This is a genomic window from Photorhabdus sp. RM71S (assembly GCF_042879355.1).
Classification (GTDB): Bacteria; Pseudomonadota; Gammaproteobacteria; order Enterobacterales; family Enterobacteriaceae; genus Photorhabdus; species Photorhabdus kayaii.
Window position 1 is genome coordinate 1 of record NZ_JBHFKV010000046.1, and the last position, 18,862, is coordinate 18,862.

Annotated in this window: 14 protein-coding genes; 3 read left to right on the forward strand and 11 right to left on the reverse strand. The window is 55.9% G+C overall.

The genetic code is table 11. The features are described from left to right. The coding region (locus ACGF5R_RS19190) for a CHC2 zinc finger domain-containing protein (protein ID WP_387692257.1) at positions 1-132 on the reverse strand (132 nt) is incomplete at its 3' end. 102 nt (positions 133-234) lie between these two features. Here ACGF5R_RS19190 and ACGF5R_RS19195 point away from each other — a divergent pair. From ACGF5R_RS19195 to ACGF5R_RS19205, 3 genes are all read left to right on the forward strand, one after another. Next, a complete protein-coding gene (locus tag ACGF5R_RS19195) occupies positions 235-636 on the forward strand; it encodes a helix-turn-helix domain-containing protein (protein WP_036846045.1) in 402 nt (133 codons plus the stop codon). Between the two features lie 70 nt (positions 637-706). Beyond that, positions 707-1,027 carry a SymE family type I addiction module toxin gene (locus ACGF5R_RS19200; protein WP_036846042.1) on the forward strand — a complete coding sequence of 107 codons (321 nt, stop codon included), beginning with the start codon at positions 707-709 and terminating at the stop codon, positions 1,025-1,027. Positions 1,028-1,041: 14 nt separating this feature from the next. Beyond that, the gene (locus ACGF5R_RS19205) at positions 1,042-1,239 is read left to right on the forward strand and encodes a hypothetical protein (RefSeq protein WP_036846040.1); all 198 of its coding nucleotides are present in this window, start codon (positions 1,042-1,044) and stop codon (positions 1,237-1,239) included. A 47-nt stretch (positions 1,240-1,286) separates the two neighbouring features. On the opposite strand, the gene ACGF5R_RS19210 is transcribed toward ACGF5R_RS19205, so the two are convergent. From ACGF5R_RS19210 to tssH, 10 genes are all read right to left on the reverse strand, one after another. Next, positions 1,287-1,634: a hypothetical protein gene (locus ACGF5R_RS19210; RefSeq protein WP_036846038.1), complete on the reverse strand. Its 348-nt coding sequence runs from the start codon at positions 1,632-1,634 to the stop codon at positions 1,287-1,289. Between the two features lie 4 nt (positions 1,635-1,638). Next, positions 1,639-6,006, reverse strand: coding sequence for an RHS repeat-associated core domain-containing protein (locus ACGF5R_RS19215; RefSeq protein ID WP_387692237.1), 4,368 nt, complete (start codon positions 6,004-6,006; stop codon positions 1,639-1,641). A 21-nt stretch (positions 6,007-6,027) separates the two neighbouring features. After that, entirely contained in the window at positions 6,028-6,447 is a 420-nt protein-coding gene (locus ACGF5R_RS19220; protein ID WP_112878167.1) for a DUF1795 domain-containing protein, read from the reverse strand. Positions 6,448-6,491: 44 nt separating this feature from the next. Next, complete coding sequence (locus ACGF5R_RS19225) at positions 6,492-8,390, reverse strand: type VI secretion system tip protein VgrG (RefSeq protein ID WP_387692239.1); 1,899 nt, start codon at positions 8,388-8,390, stop codon at positions 6,492-6,494. A gap of 1 nt (position 8,391) precedes the next feature. Continuing rightward, complete coding sequence (locus ACGF5R_RS19230) at positions 8,392-9,747, reverse strand: VasL domain-containing protein (RefSeq protein ID WP_387692241.1); 1,356 nt, start codon at positions 9,745-9,747, stop codon at positions 8,392-8,394. A gap of 63 nt (positions 9,748-9,810) precedes the next feature. Then, on the reverse strand, positions 9,811-13,356 hold the full coding sequence (tssM, locus tag ACGF5R_RS19235; RefSeq protein WP_387692243.1) for a type VI secretion system membrane subunit TssM: 3,546 nt from the start codon (positions 13,354-13,356) through the stop codon (positions 9,811-9,813). Next, entirely contained in the window at positions 13,353-14,786 is a 1,434-nt protein-coding gene (gene tssA, locus ACGF5R_RS19240; protein WP_387692245.1) for a type VI secretion system protein TssA, read from the reverse strand. Before tssA ends, tssM begins: the two co-directional genes overlap by 4 nt. Before the next feature lie 5 nt (positions 14,787-14,791). After that, complete coding sequence (gene vasI / locus ACGF5R_RS19245; RefSeq protein ID WP_112878162.1) at positions 14,792-15,439, reverse strand: type VI secretion system-associated protein VasI; 648 nt, start codon at positions 15,437-15,439, stop codon at positions 14,792-14,794. Then, complete coding sequence (locus ACGF5R_RS19250; protein ID WP_112878161.1) at positions 15,436-16,236, reverse strand: helix-turn-helix domain-containing protein; 801 nt, start codon at positions 16,234-16,236, stop codon at positions 15,436-15,438. The genes vasI and ACGF5R_RS19250 overlap by 4 nt, the downstream gene beginning before the upstream one ends. Continuing rightward, positions 16,233-18,860 (reverse strand): type VI secretion system ATPase TssH, encoded by a 2,628-nt coding sequence (gene tssH / locus ACGF5R_RS19255; RefSeq protein WP_387692247.1) that lies wholly within the window; start codon positions 18,858-18,860, stop codon positions 16,233-16,235. The genes ACGF5R_RS19250 and tssH overlap by 4 nt, the downstream gene beginning before the upstream one ends. Positions 18,861-18,862: the final 2 nt, after the last annotated feature.

Sequence of the window (18,862 nt, forward strand, 5' to 3'; positions counted from 1 at the left end):
CTGATGGAACGGGCACAGCAGCACGTAATCTTTGCCGCGTTTAAAGAGCTGTCGCCCCTGTTGCTCCACCACGGCGACTAAGGAGACCGCAGCTTTCAGGTGCTGTAATTCGGCTTCGGGAATGCGGGCCATAAAAATGTTCCTTTTAAATCCTTGTCAATAGACATATATGTAGATTATATTATCTATACATTGTGGGATTTGCAACAGGCAGCTAAAAAAGGAGACGGTACAATGAACCCTATTGATTCATTGTGTGCAGGGTTGGATATGTCAGCATTTGCAGAGCGTCTTCGTTTGTTGCGTGAGGCACGTAATTTAAGTCAGGTTCGGCTGGCTGAACTATTGAGAGTTGATCCGCGCGCTTATAATCGTTGGGAGAAAGGCGCGAGTGCGCCCCATCTGGAGACGGTTATTAAGATCGCTGATGTGCTCCAGGTCACGATAGATGAACTGGTTGGCCGCAAGGCTATATCGGATGAAGTGAAGATCCGCAACCACACATTACATTCCTTGTGGCAAAAAGCGGACCTGTTGCCAGATACCGATCAACAAGCGTTGATCGTGGTACTTGACAGCTTTGTCAAGAAAGCAATGGTTGAACAGGCAATGGGATTTAACAGTACTAAGCGTTGAGATAGCGCGGCAGGGTGAGTTCGCACCTCACGCCTGCCGCTCACCACAAGCAACTAAAAGGGTAGTTACTATGGCTAAGGCGCATTCTAAAGCAGAAGCGGCGGTAAATAAAGCCGTGAAAACAGAACGTTATTACACGGTGGGTTATGTGCCGAACGGGAATAAGGTCAACAATGCCACACCGGCGATACATCTTAAGGGGCAATGGCTTAGGCAGGCGGGGTTTAATACGGGCGGCCAGATTACGGTGAAGGTGATGGACGGTTGTCTGGTGCTCATTCCTGACAGTGAAGCCACCCAACAACAGCATCAGCAGTACCAGCGACAACAGGCTCAACTGCGGGAAATTAAGCAGCAGATGCGGGCGTTGATAACCGGTTTTGTGGGTTAAGGGGAGCGCATGAGATGACGATAGCGATTGAACATTTACAGGACATTCAGTTAACCCATATTGAGGCACTGGCCTTGGCTCAACTGGTTAAGCGGCTGTGCTGGTCTGAGATACGCGCTTGTGCGGTGAATGACGAGGAAGCATATCAGATCAAAGATGCCCTCGGTAAGCTCCAATCGGCGCTGGCTTACCGTGGGTATGCGCCACGGTAGATCACAGAAAGGCCGGAAGATCTTGGGTGATCTTCCGGTTTTTTTAATTAACTAGCATTATATATATCGTGTAGATTACTATTTTTATTCAAGTTAATTATACTTTCCTTTTTATAAGTCAATATTAATTCGCCTTTATTTTCATCATTTTCTATTGCACGTACACCATCAATAACACAAAGAATACCGAACAATGTATTATCAGCCACTATTCTTATTATTTTATTGATTATCTCTTTCTCGTCTTTCGATTTTTCATTATAAAAATCAGATAGTTCAATTAATTCCCTTTGTGGCTTTCTACCTGGGGGAGATTCAAGTATTGAGATAGTGTCTTCGATAGCAGCATCTCTTACTACAAGCTTTAATATATCTACAAATAGTTGAGAATTCATTTTTTTACCTTATTTTAGTGAAGGCTTTTGAATACATTTCTTTATTCAATTTGAGCAAATCTTTTATTGCAGAAGGAGGGGCATTAGTATAGTTGCGCAAGTCCCTAATATCTTTTGTCAATAAATCTCTAGCCGATCCCGTATATGGTCCTTTCATTGTAGGAATGAGTTTGTGTTCTCCTCTAGGGAGAGCTATTGATGGAGCTGTTTTAGGATCATAACCAGTAATGACCTGCCCCGCCGGATGTTTTTGAGCCGCATGATGGATATCTAATTTATCACCCACTTTAGAACGTCTCTGTAAATCATCAAATGTACTTACTTCATATTTTTGTGTTGGACAAGCTGCTAGCCCCAGAGGATCGATCCACGACACCGGATTATGCACGTACGCATACAGGTTCAGGCCCCCTGCCAGCCCAATCGGATCGGGACTGAGATAACACGCGGCTTCCGGTGAGTAAAAGCGGTACCGATTGTAACAAAGCCCCGACTCTTCATCCCATAACTGCCCGGCAAATCTTAGGCCCGGATCGAGCTGGGGGTTCTCTGCCTGTCCGCCCAGCCGCAGCCCGTACAGGGACTGCTTCGGCCGCCGCCAGACCCGTTTCCCTGCCGGGTCGAACAGCGCCAGCGGCTCGCCGGTCGGGGCGCTGACCGCATACTGGGTTTGCACCGCTCCGGCCATCAGTTCCACCCGGTTGTCCAGATTGAGCGTAAACTGTTGCGTCTGCTGCGCTATCAGCTCCCAGCCGTCAAACACCAGATGGCGTATCATTTTCAGCCGGCCGTGCTGATACTCGCGGATTTCCGCCGGCACATCGCCGTCCCATAAATACGTGGTCAGCTTACCGGTCTGGATACACCGCTTTTCCGTCCGCCGTCCGAAGGCATCATAGCGATATTCCCACCGGATGTCATCCGGCGTGACAAGCCCCGTCAGCTGGTTCTGGCTGTTCCACCGGTATGTCGTCAGCGCCGGCCGGTAACCTTCGGCTAAAAACTGTTTCTCCCGCACACGTCCGGCCCGGTCGTAGACAAACCGGTGCGAGCCCACCCAGTTCAGGCGGTGGCCCTCCTGATAGAGGGTTTCCCCCATAATCTCCTGCGCCCCGTCAAACCGCCTCGACGGGTAACCGGCGGCGTCATACTGATAATGCTCCCGCAGTGTCCGACCTTCCCCCACCGACATCACCTGGCCGTTGCCGTTGAGAAGATAGTCCAGCTGCTGCCCGTCATCACTGGCTGCCGTCAGGTTCAGCGTCGCATCATATTCATACCGGCGCGCCACCCCCGCATAAGCGGGCCCGGTAATTTCTTCCAGTTCAGCCGGCCGGAAGAAATGCGGGTTGCGGCCCGCCCGCTGCGCGGTCAGTTGCCCCATCAGGTTATACTGCTGACGCAGAATAAATCCCCCTTCCACATAACGTCCCGTATCCCTGCCGGCGTCATCCCGCTCTATGGTCAGGGGCGTCTGATTGTCCAGCGTCAGCCTGATTAATTCGCCCACCCGGTTAACTTCCAGCCGGCTCTGCCAGTGGCTGAGGCGGGTCTGCCCGCTAAACCGGGCGGGGCCGGTCGGCTGTGCCGTTTCTCCGGTGAACAACTGCCGCTCTGCGGCGCGGTTATCCGGGTAGTGACGCTGAATTTCACCGTGCGGCTGGATTTCCCGCACTATCCGGTCCTGGTCGTCGTATTCAAAATGCAGGGCGCTGTCCGGCGATTCCACCGTTAACAGTCGTCCCAGGATATCGTAGTGGTAACGGGTCTCTCCTTCCGGGGTGTGCAGGGCTGTCAGCCGGCGGGCCGCGTCATAGTCATAGCGGGTGAGGTTCTCTTCTCCATCCCGTTTCTCAATGCAGTTCCCCGACAGGTCATAACGGTAGTGCCACTGCGTGCCGGCATAATCCTGCTCGGCGATAACCCGGCCATCCGCATCCAGTGTGTAGCTGTAGGTTTCCCCCTGCGGGTTAATCACCTGCGTCAGTTGCAGCGTGTCCGCGTCGTAACGATACTGCCAGCGATGTCCCTCGCCATCCCGCCGGGCGACCGGCAGGTCAAACGGGCCATACTCCACCTGCCATTTCACGCCGCGGGCATCGGTCCAGCAGGTTAAGTTCCCGTGGCGGTCGTGGGTGAAGTGCTCCGGATGGTTATCCGGCCGGTCGCTGACCGCAACCCGGTGATGGCGGTCGTAACGCCAGCGCCACAGCGCTCCCGCTGCCGTCAGGCTTCGTAACCGGTCCTGACTGTCATAACCCAGCCTGACAGTCCGGTTTTCCTCATCCAGCACTCTCACCAGCCGCTGATGCTTATCATATTCCTGTGTGCGGCAGTTGCCGTCGGTGTCGGTTTCTGACGTTACCAGCCCGAAAGCATTGCGGGTGAGCGTGGTTTTCCGGCCGTCCGGCGCAATAAATCCGGCGGGCTGGCCCTGCTCATCATATAAAGGCAGCCAGGTACGTTGCAGCGGGTCGGTCATGCCGGTCAGTTGCAGGCTGTCAGCATCATAGCTGTATTGCCACACGGCGCCGGTGGCGTCGGTCAGTGAGGTCACCCGGCCGGTATCGGCCAGCCAGGTCAGCGTCAGGGTTTCCCCCATAGGTAATATCTGTCTGACCAGATTGCCCCGGCGATCATATTCATAGCGGGTCGCACTGCCGCGCGGGGTGTGGATTTCTGTTATTAACTGCTGGTCGTTGTAATGCCAGGTGGTGGTATGCCCCTGCGGGGTGGTGGAACGGGTTATGCCGGGCGCATAGTCCAGGCGGACCGGATAGAAGCCGCCGGCACCGATGCTGTCAGTACAGCGTCCTTCACTGTCGTAGCGGTAATCCACCCAGGTCTGGTCGCCGTCAGACCAGCGGCTTATCAGGCCCTGTGCGTTATATTCATAGTACAGGTGGAAATTCTGGGCGCTGTCTGCTTCTGCCAGCCGGCCATCATCATGGTAGTGATAACGGGCCATCACTGCCTGTAACCCTTCATCGGCGCGGAGAATCTCTGTCAGTTGTCCGCGCCGGTTGTAACGCAGCATCAATACCGGTCCGTCACTGTGGATAACCTGCGTCAGCTGACCGCCCTCGTTATAGATAAAGCGCAGCCGGTTGTCATACACATCCCGGTGTTCCGTCAGCAGCCAGCGCCGGGACGCCTCTTCTGAGGCGGATGACGGATGGGGCCGGGCAAAGTATTTGCTGACCGGTGAGTCACGGTGGCGGAGGATGTAACCCTGCTCGCCCCGGCTCAGGGTAAAGTCCGGGTGGTCCGGGTTGGTGCTGTGTGTATAGGCAGGGGGTAAGGCAAAGTAAAGCGATGCTCCTTCGGTGGTGCGGATTTCTACCCGGTCACCGGTCGTCAGGGCGCATTCGGAGAAGCTGTCCGTCCAGCCCGGCCCCAGTAAGCCCTGTTCCCCCGGCGCCCAGCTGCGCAAAAACACCAGCGGCAGGGTCTGACCGAGAGCGATATCGGTCCGCTGGTCAAACAGCTGGCCGGTGGTGACGTCAATCGGGTCGCCGGTAAAGAATTTTTTAGTCGCTTCCCGGTAACGTTTTGCCCCCCGGGTTTCTCTGAAAGCGGTTTTGGCACAGCAGAGAGTTTTACCCGATAGTATCTTTCCGGCATGCCGGACACCGGCAATGGCCCCGCTGACCACCTTTGCGCCGGCCTGTCTGGTAAACAGTTTACCGAGCCCTTTAATCGCCCCCCGGGAGGGCGGCACCAGAAATTCAACGGCTATCAGCACCGCCCGCTCCCAGGCCGAGAACTCTTCGGCGACCTCCAGGTAAGTGCCCTGGCCGGAGCCGATAAACACCGTTTTAGCCCCGGATTTAATGGTGGCGCCACACACCAGTTTGTCATCCACCCGGGCTGCGGGAGAACCGTTAATAAACACGGTTTCACTGCCCTGGGCAATCAGGGGCGGCGCAGGGTGTTTGCTACAGGCAGCGATATCGGCCGTGGCTCTGGCGGCGGGTTTGCCTTCGATAAAGACGTTAGGGGAGCCACTGGCCAGTGCGCCGCTCGGCGGGCCGACGCTGTTCACCATTTTTGTGACCGCCGAGCTGGCGGCACTGATGACGTCACCCAGTGCAAATGTTGCGGTTGCCCCCAGAGCAATGACGGCGACGGTGGCCAGTCCCCCGGTGAGGACCGTCAGCCCCACCAGTGCCGATGCCGCAGCAAATACGGCAGCCCCTATCAGGGCGCCGGCAATCGCCCCGGCCAGTGCGCCCAGAAAGCTGGCATGTTTTATCGGGTCGCCTTCGCGGGCAGCGGCCGGACCGGGGCTGCCTTGTGGCGGGGAAACGCGCACGGCATGTTGTGCGCCAACCCGTGCTATCCGGGTGACGATTTCATCACCAAATGACATGGTGTTCCTCCTGTCAGGTCATCAGGCCGCCTGAAAACTGTTGATAACCGCCAGCAATGTATCACGCTGACGTTCTTCAAAAGGCGCGGGGGAGGTCAGGTTGAAGGTCAGCAGCAGCGTGCCCCGGATTTGCAGCACCACGGTCTGGTACATGTCGCCTTCCGGGCTTTTCCACTGGTAATCCAGACGGCGGGCAGGTTGCTGGCTCAGGGTGATTTCGCTGCGCTGATGCTCCTGGTAACCGGGCAGATGAGTGCAGAACTGTTCCAGGGTCTGTTCATAGTAAGCGTTGTTATCCATGCCGGCAGGAACCGGTGTGCGGCTGACCACCAGATTAATGCCGCTGTCGTCCGGCAGCACGAATACGTTCATGGATTCATCCCGCCAGTTGCCTGGGATAGCCAGTGTGCCTTCATTCATCTGATATGTTGTGTTTTCCATGTTTTTTCCGTTGTTGATTGAAATAAGTTGATAGTCAGTCCCGGTCAGTTCACATTGACCTGTTTGCCATTGATAGTGATATTGGCGCCCTGAATGCTGATATTGCCGGCATTGTCGATGGTGATGCTGCCCCCGGCAGTCGCAATTTCGATACCCCCCGCCTGAGAATGTATCTGAATGTTATTTTTTACGTTCAGCAGGCTGTCTTTTTCGACGGTGATTTGACGCAGGCCGGTGATGGCACTGACTTCGTTGCCTGTCACTTCTTTATGGCGGTCATTTCTGACCGACAGCACCTGATTATGGCCGATGCTTTCGGTGTGGTCGTTCATGACCCGGGTTTCGCGGTTATTAAGCACCACGATGTTCATGTCCCGCTGCGCGTGCAAAGCCAGCTCTTCACTGCCTTTGGCATCCTCGAAGCGCAGTTCGTTGTAGCCTTCCCCTTTATGGGTTTTGGAACGCAGGGCCATCTGGGTTTTGCTGCCCGGCAGGGCCCCCGGCGGAATATTGCTGGCATGATAGGTGCGGCCGGTGACTATCGGCTGGTCCGGGTCGCCGTTAAGAAAGTCCACCACCACTTCCTGCCCAATCCGCGGGATAGCCAGCATGCCCCACCCCTGGCCGGCCCAGGGCTGGGTCACCCGTATCCAGCAGGAGCTGTTGTCGTTACTCCGGCCGTAGCGGTCCCACAGGAATTGCAGGCGGATACGGCCGTACTGGTCGCAGTAGATTTCTTCCCCGGCCGGGCCGGCCACTTTCGCTATCTGCGGCCCCTCCATCACCGGTTTGGCTAACGGGGCCGGGCGCCAGTGCTGGTTATAGGGAATGAAGGTGAAGCGGTTGCTCATGACCGTGCCGCTCTCGCCGGCGGCCTGTTCCAGCGCCTGCGGCTGGCTGCCCTGATGGGCGACGCTGACCAGTTGCCAGAGCCGGTTCAGGTCATCCCGGGGATGGCTGACCAGGGTGAACAGCACTCCGGGCTGCAGGGTGGCGGCATTACTTTCGCCGTCACCGGTCAGGGCATTATTGCGCAGGGCTTCCAGCCGGTAGCGGGTGAAATCGGCGCCGTGCTGTTCATCTTTGAAGCCGCCGGGAAAATCGAAGTGTTCATAGCCGGTATGCTGGAGGTCCTGTTCCCGCATCTGATGACGGAACTCCGCCGCCCAGGCCGGGTTTTTGAAGGTGTAATCTTTGAGTTCCACTACCGCCGGCCGCACCTGAGCCTGGCGGGTCAGCCGGGTAATGCACAGCTGCTGAGCCTGCCCGGCGTCGCCGGGGTGATAGGGCAGCGCCGGGCCTTTAACCACGGAGCCGGCATCGTCGGCAAACACCAGGGTGTTTTTGTTCCCGCTGAATTCGAAGAAATAAAAGAGGCCCTCTTCGGCGGCCAGCCGTTGCAGAAAGTCAAAATCGGTTTCGCGGTACTGGACGCAGAACTCCCGTTCCGGGTGCGGGTTGCGCAGGCTGAATACCACATCCCGGACGCCGTTTTCTTTGAGCAGGGTGGTGATAATGGTCTGGATATCCTGCTGCTGAAAAATGCGGGAATTCTGGCGCAGGGTGGTGCGCCACATATCGGGCCGGACCGTCATCTTATAGCCGGTCTGATGTTTGCCGGTAGTACCCTGTTCAAAGTGGGCGACCATGCCGGTAACAGTGCGCTCGGTTTTCCCTTCGCGCAGGATGGAGAGGGTGGCGCTTTTGTCGAGCACCGCCGCAAAATCGATGGCCGGGTCGGCACTGGCTAAACTAACCTCCAGGGTGAACGGGGTGGAGAACGCTTCGTTCAGGGTGAAGGCGGCCACCACAAAGGTGCGCGGCGGCAGTCCGCCGGCGGTGAGGGTGAACTGTAAGCCGCCGGCGCTTTGGGGACGGAGGCGGCCGGCGATTTGCTGTGCGAGGTTGCCGGCCGGGCCGGCGGTTTTTTTCTGGAATGACATATTAAGGGTTCCTTGGCTGTATTGACGGGCGGGGGTGTTCAGGGGCCGCGGTCAGGCCGGCGGCGTTCTGCAACGCGTAGTACCGGCTGAGCAGGGCGTTAAAACGGTCGTCGGTCTTTTTTATCAGCGCCGGTGAGACGGCCTGCCCCTGTTCGACGGTGTCGGCAAGCTGGCGCAGCAGCTCTTCCAGCGGAACGTCACGGTTGTGGCTGTGCTGAATCTGATAAATCGCGGTTTTCAGGTAAGAGAGGGTGAAACTGCCCCGGTTGCGCTCCTGTTCCAGGATTTTGTCCGCCAGCAGCTGGAGCTGATGCCGGGTCTGGCGCCAGCGGCCGGGAGCCGGCGCATTCTCCAGCCGGATAGCCTGTAGCTGCTGCCAGCGGCCGGTCTCACGCTGCTGCTGGCTGTCCTGCGGCCAGGTTTTTTGTGCCGTGGCGGTCAGCTGCTCAGCCTGTTGCAGGACGACCAGCGGGGAGGTGTCGGCTAACCGGGTTAACTGCTGCGCATAGGTTTGCCGGTCGGGATGATATAACCAGGCCAGTCTTGCTCCGTCCGGCGTGTCAGTCAGGGCAGTTAACTGCTGTTGCAGGGGCCGGTAAAGGCCCAGCCAGGTCCCGGTCAGGACAAATCCCCCCAGTAATACGCCGAGTCCGAACCCCTGTAAGGCGCTCATCGGTCGCGGCGGAGGAGCAGGGAAACGGACCTGGACTTTGGGCTGACGGCGGTCGTCACTCACGTCATCGTCCGTTTCCGGCGCCGCCGGCTCGGTGCTGGCGAGATAAACCAGCGGCGGCATCTGTACGGGTTTAGCGGCCTGTTTAGGCAGGAGTCGGGCCTGTTCCAGTTTTTTGGCGGTGTTCTGGAAAAACCACAGCAGGTTTTCGACCTTCGGCAGGCGTTTCAGGTCGGACTGCTGGAGCCGGTCGACGATGAGCTGTAAGGCCCGCTCGGCCCGGTAAATCATCCGCAGGTCGCGGGGAGTGTAATCGTGCTGGCGTAAGGCGTTGCCGCTGCGGGTGTTAAACCAGTCCAGCATCTCGGCGCGGACCGCCGGCTGCGGGGGCCACAGTGCATCCCACTGGCTGACCATCACCCCGGCCAGCAGTTCACAGCCTTCCGTAAACCCCGCCAGGCCGCTGAGCTGCATCCGGGCCAGGGTGTAGTAAATCGCGCTCTGCAAATCGACGCCGTGGGTGCGAAACAGCGTCAGGGCCAGTGATTCAATCAGCGGCCAGTTCACGGCCGGCTGAGACGGGTGGTTGATTTTGTTGATTTCTTCGCGGATGGCCGTAAACGCCGGCAGATTCATCGGGTTACCGCCGGCACGGATAATCAGGTTTTCAGGGTGTTCACTCATGGCCGTTCATCCTTTCACCTGTCTCCGCCGGCGCGGAGAACAGGGTTTGTGTTTATTTTGCAGTTAATAGAGCGTGTCAGGCAGTCTGAACTGACTGAACAGGCCGCCGGCAAACGGGTTGTCGGACTCATCCACGTAGATACGGTAGGTCATGTCGCCCCCGTCCACCGTGAACCGCACATCAAACGAGTCCTGACGCACGCTGGTCAGTTTGCCGCTGTTAATCAGGCGCAGCTGGGCCCACGGGCCGGTGAAGCTGATGGCGCGCGGGGATTTGCCGCGGGCATCCGGTATCAGCGTGAGCTGGCTTTCCACTCCGGCCCGCATCGAGTTGGGCCAGATGAGGCGCGCAATGTTGCTGCGCCCGTGGGCATAATCGAGCAGCTGGCCGTCGAGATTGAGCAGGCTGCGACGTTTATTGCCGGTCAGGCTGAGGGGTTCAATGGCATACTGGACCCCCAGACCGTTTTGCGGCGAGAAGAAGGTGTCGCGGATACGGTCGGCCCGTTTCAGCTGTGCCAGCACATCCTGACGGATAAGCTGCTGGCCGTCCGCGCTGTGGGTCAGGTTGTTTTCCACAAACGGTTTCAGGTTCTGCTGATAGAAGGCATCCAGCGTGCCGCCGGGCCGGAAGAAGCGCTCGAACTCACTGAGCGGCACATCCTCAGTCGCGTCCGGGTTGAACGGATAGCGGCCGGCCAGGTAGGTCTGGTACTGTCTGACCACGGTGTCGTGCCATTCGATTTCCAGCGAACTTATCGCTTCCCGCATCACCACCCGCCAGGCCTGTTCGGCCAGTTCGCCGACCCAGCGGTTGAGCGGCGCCGGCAGGTTTTTCGCCAGCTGCCGGACTTCGAAAATCGGGTCGCCGTTATGCTGTTCCAGCCGCTGCTGAACGGCGCTCAGGGCGGCTTTACCCGGGACCGGGGCGTTCTGAATCGCCAGCAGGTAACGGTGCAGTTCCACCAGTTTCTGGTAAACCCCCTGCAGGGTGCTGTTTTTGTCCCCGTACTCCATCAGCACCGCGGTTTCCGGCGCGAATTCCCGGTTAATACGCACCCGCAGGCGGTAATCCGGGGTATCACGTAACGGCTGCTGTGCTTTGGCCGGCAGCGTCTCGTCAATCACCGGCAGGCGGGTGTTGTCGCTGAGGATTTGCAGGGCGCGGCTGATGGGCTGCTCGCCGCTGATGACCTGTTCAATGGCGCTGATGGCCTGCGGGATATCGGTAAAATCACGAATGTCCAGGTTGTTCATCGCCGCGCGCCAGGTGGCGGTGTAGTCCCCCAGGTACTGCTCGGTGATTTGTCGCTGGATTTCTTTGCGGTCGGTGTCGCTGTACTGCACGTTATGCGACAGGTTCAGGACCCAGCTGTCCATGACGGTGAGGTCGATCAGCTGGTCGTCCTGTTTGACGAAGTAGTTGTTCAGGCCGTTTATCGTCAGGAACTGCGGGATAATCAGTTGCCTGTCATTATTGGCAATAAAGAGGCTGTCAAAGCCCGGGCCAATCTGGTCGCGCAGGTTGAGGGGCGGCGGCAGTGAATCCCGGGCTTTAATGCGCAGGTTCTGATAGACCCGCTGATAAATAGAGAGCTGACTCAGCTCTTTCTCGGCATTCATGATCGGCAGTTGGTAAGGCGCAAAGCGGCTGATCGCGGCCTGATCGCCCGCCTCCCGCGCGGCCCGCCAGTCGGTGTGATCCAGGGCATAGTCCAGGTGGGTCAGTAACTGATCCTGTAACGGCCGCCGGCCATTAAAGGCCTGACTCCAGCGCGCCCGCATATAGTTTTCTACCAGCGATTTATTGCGGCCGCTGCCGTCTTCCAGCATCCGCATGATGCGCAGGACGGCCAGTTTTTCTTCGCTGCCTTTAGGCGCGCGGTTCAGGTCATCCAGCAGGCCGTTCATTAAGGCGGGCAGGAAGCGCTGAGACAGCAGTTGCAGGTAGGTGTTTTCCACATACGGGCCGACCTCCGCGCCCTGATAAAGTCCCATATCCGCCAGCAGCCCTTTGTGATGGTAATCCCCGTAGGCCAGCGTGGCCTCACGGAGAGGATTGAGCAGCGGCAGCTGTAAATTGCCGTGACGGTCTTCGCCTTTGGGGGGCGGCACCGACAGGAAGGTTCTGGCCTGCGCCAGCACCTCGTCACCGGCCCGGTAATTCTTCTGATAGTAATAGTGCCAGCCGGTCCACAGGGCCAGCACCACCACGGCACCCGCGGTGGAGAAGGTCAGCAGTTTGTGGCGGTGGCGGCTTAGCCACAGGCGGTTTTCCGCCGCCAGATTCGGCTCGGCCAGCAGGACCTCTTCAAACAGCGCGCGGGTGAAGTAGGGCACGGTGTCCGCCACCGGCCAGGTGGGAAAAGCCTGCGGCCCGAGGTGATACTGCGCCGCGGCAGACTGGGTAAACAGGTCATCCATCTGGCCGATTTGTTGAGACGAGGTGAGATAAACCCCGCGCAGGCCGGGCTGTGCCGGACCGCCGTTGTAGAGGATCCCCTCCAGCAGCGGCGCCAGAGCGCTGTGCAGCCCCTGTATCTGGCGGGTGAAGCTGAACAGCGGGCTGCGCTGACTGCCGTCCACCTTATTGAGCATCATGTCCGGCAGGGCCGCGTTGAGCTGCTGCATCCACTGGCGCCAGAACTGTGCCAGCTCAGCGCGCCAGCTTTGCTCATCCTGCGCATTCAGACTAAAAGTGACGCCCAGGATCTGGTCGCGCTGCGATCGGTCCAGTGACTGAAAAGCGGCGCTGAAACCGTGCAGCCGGTCGAGTTTGGTCAGCACCAGATAGCAGGGCAGGTGGTTATGCAGGGTTAAGCGCAGATCCTGCAGGCGCAGGTGAAGCGCGGCAATAACCCGTTCCCGCTGCGCTTTGTTGTCGGTCAGTAAGCGGTGAATATCCACGGTCAGAATAATGCCGTTAAGGGGCTGGCGCTGGCGGTTTTCGGTTAACCAGGCGAGCAGGGCCTGCCACAGGCGGGTGGGCAGCTGAGGTTTGCCGGCGTCCGGCGGCGATAGCTGGTCGATAAGGAAGCCGTCCGGGTCAATGATGACCGCTTTTTCCCCCAGCCAGCAGCGCAGATGCAGGGGCAGCGCTTCTTCCCCGGTCAGGGTGTCCGGCGCGGCAATGTCAGTCAGCCGGCAGCCTTCCTGGATCAGAGCGGTTTTGCCGCTGCCGGTGTTGCCCATCACCAGGTACCAGGGGCGCTGGTAGAGATAATCCCAGGTGCCGAGATGGCGTTGCAGCCGGGCTTTCCAGTGATGGAGATAACTGTCCTGACGGGTGATATCGGCCTGTACCGGATCGACGGTGTTCAGTTCCACCTCCAGCTTAAGTTTTTCAAGCTGGCGCAGGCGGCGCCAGATTTTTATCCCGACAAAACTCAGGGCCAGCAGGAGGAGGATGACCGTCGCCAGCCAGCGGGCAGAAAGCGTTTCCAGCGGGCGGGTCTGTTTAAACTGCCAGCCGGGTCCCCACCACCACAGCCAGATAAGGGCAAGACAGGGCAGGAGGGCCAGTATCAGCGAGGCGGCGGCTTTCAGTGGCGGCAGACGCGGCATCGCCGGTTTTTTGATATTTTTCAGCAGTAAAGAAAGCCAGTTCATGGGTTAACGCTCCTGTTTGCAGTCGTCTCCTTTGCGGGGGAGGTGATTGAGGCTTTTTCTGCCAGTGCCGCCAGCAGGCCGGGTTCCCAGTCGGTGAGTGACAGGTGTTGTCCTGCCTGGCGCAGCTGGCGGTAATGTTGTTGCGCCAGCGCGCTCATCCCCGCCTGCTCCAGTAACTGTGCCGTCAGTAACTGACCGTAGAACTGATCCCGGGGTTCGGTCAGGTGTTGCTGATATTGCTCTGCGGCGTTGAGGGCGGCTTCCAGGCCGTGTTGCTGGAAACAGTGCCAGATAGCGTCCTGTTCCTGCGTGGCACTGTGGCTGACGGTGGTGGTTGCCGGAGGATGCAGCCAGTTCAGGGTGGCCTCTGAGATAAAGGGGCTCATATCAGAGAAAGAGAGGCGCTGTAAAACCGGCAGACGGTCGAGAAAGGCCCGGAGTTCATCACGGATAGCGTCAGCGACAGGGCGGTAACCCAGTTTTTCGGCAGCCTGCGCCGCGATAGCGTGCCCGTCAAGCCAGTAAGGGGCCAGTGTCAGACTCTGTTCTATCTGTTGCAGCAGGGATTTGTCCGCCGCCGGGAGTTTCGTCAGATAATCTGCGGTGCGGTCTGCCGATGTCGGTGCCAGCGGTGTTTTGCCTGCGCCATTCGCCATCGGTGCCGTGGTCAGCGTGTGCCAGATCGCATAACGACGCAGACGGTAACCCACAGGGGAATCTGGCTGGCGTTCGCATAGCAGGTCGGCCACGGTCAGGAGCGTCTGTTTCCAGGCTTTTTCACCGGAACTGTCTATGGTGACATCCGGTATGGGTATGGATGCCAGTGTTGAAGTGTTTGCAGATTGTGCAGTCGTTTCTGTCGATTCAACAGGCGCGGCTACCGGTTTTGGCTCAGGTTTACGGGCATAACGGGGACGCAACTGGTCAATCTCTTTAGCCAGTGCCGGTTCATCGGTATGCCAGCATTGTGCCAGATGAGCTAGTGCGCCCTGTGCCTCTTCGCGCTGAGTTTCATCAGCCTGTTCGCAGAAGCCGGGTTGCGCAGAGTCAAAACGTTTAATCACCTGTTGTGCCAGGCGGCGCTTGAGCAGCGGTTTTTGGGGCCAGGCTGTCTGCCAGTAATGCTGGATGTAATCGGCTAACAGCTCCATTGCCAGGATGAGTTCAGCGGGATTACTGCCGTGTTGCAGTGTCCGCAGTAAATGAACCATCAGCCTGAAATCTTTGCTTTTTTCGCTGAACAGTTGCAGCGCCTGACGCTGGATCTCTTCAATATTGATGCTGGAATGGGCCAGTGATCCTAGCTTAACCATCTCTCCATCGATATATTCCCAGGCGGGTTCGTTTTCATCCAGCTCTCGGCTGATAAGTTCATCCGACAGGGGTGTCAGCAGGAGGCCCTGCCAGTCAAATTGTTTCCTGATATCCATTGGGATCACCAGCGACAGGCGGAGCGTAAAGGTTTCACCGCCTGTTCCAGTTGAGAAATGTTGAATGTCATTCGGTTTCCGTTGCCGGTTTTGATGGTCAGGGTTTTTCCTGTCATCAGTCGTTTTAGTTCTTCAATGCCCGGTAATCCACGGCTGGATTCCAGCAGGTAGCCGTTTTCACGCAAGAACCAGTCAGCACTGAATTGGGTGATTTCTGTCGAAATCATTACAGTGCCACTATCTTGTGGTTTAGCCAGGGCAATTTGTATTCGGGTAATGCTATCGATACAACTCAGCATCAGTACTGGCCGTGGTGGTGGAACACCAATTGCGGGTGTGGTCAGTATGACGCGAGTCGGTATGCTTTCAGATTGGGTGGTGATAAAACCGGTTGAATGGTCAGTTCGTTTCATCTCCTGTTCCATTGCCTGTCGCCAGACAGGGCCAGTTTTTTCTAACGGGATAACGGCAATATTATCGACTTTATCCAATAGACGGTCGTAGCAATCGAGTCTGACCAACGGTGACGGTTCTGCCCGGCATTGCAGCAAAGCGGGTAGTGAAGGTGCTGTTGTGGTTTCCTGATCTGGCTGAATATCGGGTTTGCCTGTCAGAGAGGCGATTAGTGAACTGACCAGTAACAGAAAACTCATAATTTACACCTGTATTTCGCCAGTTTGTAAGTCAGTGTACGTGGTGCAATACCTAAGCTTGCGGCAATCTGTTTGGTGTTATTGCCGTAAATATGTTGGCGTTGTATCAGTACTGCACATTCGAACTCTTCGAGTGCCTGAGATAAGTCATCGATTTTGCTGTAATCGTGAGAGACGCTAGCTGATGTTTTGTTTTCTGCTGTAGTACTTAACGAAGCCAGCAATTCATCAAGCTGTTTTTCTTTCTGGCGCTGTGTCTGAAAAACTTGGCGGATCTGGCGTAATTGTTCACGCAGTTGTTCTAGTTCCTGCAATTTTTTCAATCGGTGTTGCATGACGTGGCAGTAGATGTAAAACATGTTGCTATCGTCAGCAAAACGACGGACATCTTTGGCGAAAACAGCAATCACGCCACACGCTTGCCCGTTGCAATTAAACAACGGGATAGCATGTAGGCCGCAGCGATTAGGGAGTTCTTCGACGAAGATGCGAAAGTTTCGATTGTCTATTCGTACTCCTTGATTGAGTGATTCCCAAGTCGTAGGGATACCTTTGTACAGGATTTGTACCAGTGGATGGTTGATATCACCGATATTGACATCCAGTTGCAGAGCGCTTATCTGGTTTGGTGCCGGCAGCCGGTAGCATTCCAGACGGTTTTCATTCACGTTAAGCAGAGAGACCAGCAAGGCATCAAAACGCTGGCGTTGGTGATTCACCTGAAGAAAGTGATGAACCAGTTGCTCGATAGAGTCATTTTCCAATAACGCTAATGCGCTTCTCAGCCGTTGTTTCATGGTATCTCCTCAACCACCGCGTTGAATTGATGGTTGTTAACAGTTAGCTGGATAGTGCTGATCTGCTTTCCGGCAGCCATTTTTTGCAACAACAGCAGAGATAATGGTGGCAACAAAGCGCCATCAATGATCGATTCCAGCATGCGTGCGCCATTTTCAGCACGGGTTGCCCGTTGCAGTATCTCTTCAACTACGTCATCACTAAGGGTGACTTCGGCATTGAAGCGTTGACGCAACAGGCTATCGAGGCGTGCCAGTTTGCCCTGAATAATGGTTTTCAGGGTGTCTTGTCCCAATGGTAGATAAGGAACCACTTCCATTCGCGCCAGTAATGCGGGTTTGAAGAACGTCGCCAGTTCAGGATAAAGCAGGTCATTCATCTCTTCCGGTTTATCGGCATTATCGACGATAGTTTGATAGCCCAAGTTGGAAGTTAAAAAGAAGACCACATTTTTACAGTCAATCACTCGGCCTTCCCCATCGGCCAACTCACCTTTGTCAAAAGCTTGGTAGAACAGGTTCAGTACATCAGGATGGGCTTTTTCCACTTCATCAAGTAGGACGACGGAATAAGGTTTCTGGCGAATAGCTTCGGTGAGTACACCACCTTCCCCATATCCAACATAGCCCGGAGGTGAACCAATCAGGCGGGAAACGGTGTGTTTTTCCTGAAATTCCGACATATTGATAGTGGTCAGATATTGACGTCCACCAAACATCAATTCTGCAATCTGTAAAACGGTTTCGGTTTTACCGACACCACTTGGTCCTACCAGCAAGAAGGCGCCCAGTGGACGGCCGGGGCGGCGCAGGTCGGCCCTGGCAGTCAACAAATGTTGATGCAGGCATTTAATAGCGAGATCTTGTCCTTTGATGCTTTGTCCCAAATGAGTTGGTAGTTCAGTCACTACGGAGAGTTCACTTTGTGACAGGCGATTAAGTGGTACGCCAGTCCATTCAGCGATGACCGTCGCAATCTGGTTCTTATCCACATGAGGAGAAACGAGCGTTTGTTGTTGCTGTAATTGTTCCAACTGTTCATTGAGTTCAGCCAATTGTGCAATCAACTCTTCAGTTGTTATCTCGGCGGCGGCTTCGCTCTCTTTTGCCTCATCGGTTAATAGCTGACGGCGTAGTTCAATAATTTGCTGAACCAATTGCTGCTGTTGTTGCCAACTGGCTTCCAGTTCAGCCAATTTCTCTGTGGTTTCCTGCTGTTGTTGCTGTAATTCATCCAGCCTATCAATATGCTGGTTTAGCCCCAGGCGCTGTTCCCTTGTCAGCACGTCTGATTCCATCTGCTGCTGATGTAGTTGGTTTTTCAGGGCGGAAATTTGGCGCGGAGGTGCAGTCAGGTTGATGGCAACGCGAGCGCAAGCGGTATCCAGTACATCGATAGCTTTGTCCGGTAATTGACGCCCGGAGAGGTAACGGTCACTTAATACCGCAGAGGCTTTTAGTGCTCCATCATCGATTAATACGCCATGAGATTGTTCGTAAATTGCCCGCAGGCCACGCATAATAATGATGGCTTCTTCTGCGGTCGGTTCGGCCACTTTAACCAGTTGAAAACGGCGGGATAGGGCAGCATCTTTTTCGAAATATTTTTTGTATTCGCCCCACGTGGTTGCAGCAATTGTTTTCAATTCACCCCGTGCCAGAGCGGGTTTCAGCAGGTTGGAGATATCCAGTCCGCCTTGTTGATTACCGGCACCAATCAGGGTATGAGCTTCATCGATGAACAGAATAATCGGTACGGATGACTGATTTATTTCATTCATGATACCTTTGAAACGTTTTTCAAATTCACCTTTTATCGCCGCACCCGCTTGTAATGCTCCCAGATCCAGCGTCATCAATTCACTGTTACGCAGTTTTTCCGGTACTCGGTTATCGATAATGCGCAGAGCCAACCCTTCAATGAGAGCACTTTTACCGACGCCCGCTTCACCCACCACAATCGGGTTATTTTTACGGCGACGGCAGAGAATGTCGATCATTAGGTCGATTTCTCTGTCACGGCATAGAACAGGATCGAGTTTTCCCTGACGAGCTTGTTCCGTCATATTTTGAGTAAAACGGGCGAGCAGGTTGTCACTGCTGGTGGTAGCTTTGCCTTGCCCGTTTTTGTCGTTTTCCACAACCGGTTGTTCGGCGGAACCCGCGGTCCATTGGGTAAAATTCTGGCGTAACAATTCGCGGTTTATGCCCGATAAAAGACGTGCGGATTGTGGTGTCAGGTAGCGTAATGGGCTGAACAGCAAGGTCATCAGCATGACACCACTGCGCAATTCCTGATGCTGCATCTCAGTTGATGCTAACAGCCAGCTATCCTGTAACCATTCCACCAGCATTGGAGAGAAGCTAGGATAGGCCTGAACCATTGCTTGATGGTGAGGGATCATCTGATCAAGTTGCTCTTTCAGTAAATCGCTGTCTACTTCTGCTTGATTGAAGATCGCCCTGACATCACTAAGAGGCGTGTTGATCATTTGCAGTAGTAGCTGAGAAACCGTGATTTCAGGTTGCTGTTGGCTGACACACTGCGCTGCTGCCGCTTCCAGAGCATGCCGAGTCATCGGATTTAAGCGATTAACTAATGTAGGTAGATCAATCTGAATCATCG

Bases quoted from the DNA above. Each gene is read 5' to 3' on its own strand.
- ACGF5R_RS19195 (WP_036846045.1), top strand. From the start codon at position 235: ATGAACCCTATTGATTCATTGTGTGCAGGGTTGGATATGTCAGCATTT.
- ACGF5R_RS19200 (WP_036846042.1), top strand. From the start codon at position 707: ATGGCTAAGGCGCATTCTAAAGCAGAAGCGGCGGTAAATAAAGCCGTG.
- ACGF5R_RS19205 (WP_036846040.1), top strand. From the start codon at position 1,042: ATGACGATAGCGATTGAACATTTACAGGACATTCAGTTAACCCATATT.
- ACGF5R_RS19210 (WP_036846038.1), bottom strand. From the start codon at position 1,634: ATGAATTCTCAACTATTTGTAGATATATTAAAGCTTGTAGTAAGAGAT.
- ACGF5R_RS19215 (WP_387692237.1), bottom strand. From the start codon at position 6,006: ATGTCATTTGGTGATGAAATCGTCACCCGGATAGCACGGGTTGGCGCA.
- ACGF5R_RS19220 (WP_112878167.1), bottom strand. From the start codon at position 6,447: ATGGAAAACACAACATATCAGATGAATGAAGGCACACTGGCTATCCCA.
- ACGF5R_RS19225 (WP_387692239.1), bottom strand. From the start codon at position 8,390: ATGTCATTCCAGAAAAAAACCGCCGGCCCGGCCGGCAACCTCGCACAG.
- ACGF5R_RS19230 (WP_387692241.1), bottom strand. From the start codon at position 9,747: ATGAGTGAACACCCTGAAAACCTGATTATCCGTGCCGGCGGTAACCCG.
- tssM (WP_387692243.1), bottom strand. From the start codon at position 13,356: ATGAACTGGCTTTCTTTACTGCTGAAAAATATCAAAAAACCGGCGATG.
- tssA (WP_387692245.1), bottom strand. From the start codon at position 14,786: ATGGATATCAGGAAACAATTTGACTGGCAGGGCCTCCTGCTGACACCC.
- vasI (WP_112878162.1), bottom strand. From the start codon at position 15,439: ATGAGTTTTCTGTTACTGGTCAGTTCACTAATCGCCTCTCTGACAGGC.
- ACGF5R_RS19250 (WP_112878161.1), bottom strand. From the start codon at position 16,236: ATGAAACAACGGCTGAGAAGCGCATTAGCGTTATTGGAAAATGACTCT.
- tssH (WP_387692247.1), bottom strand. From the start codon at position 18,860: ATGATTCAGATTGATCTACCTACATTAGTTAATCGCTTAAATCCGATG.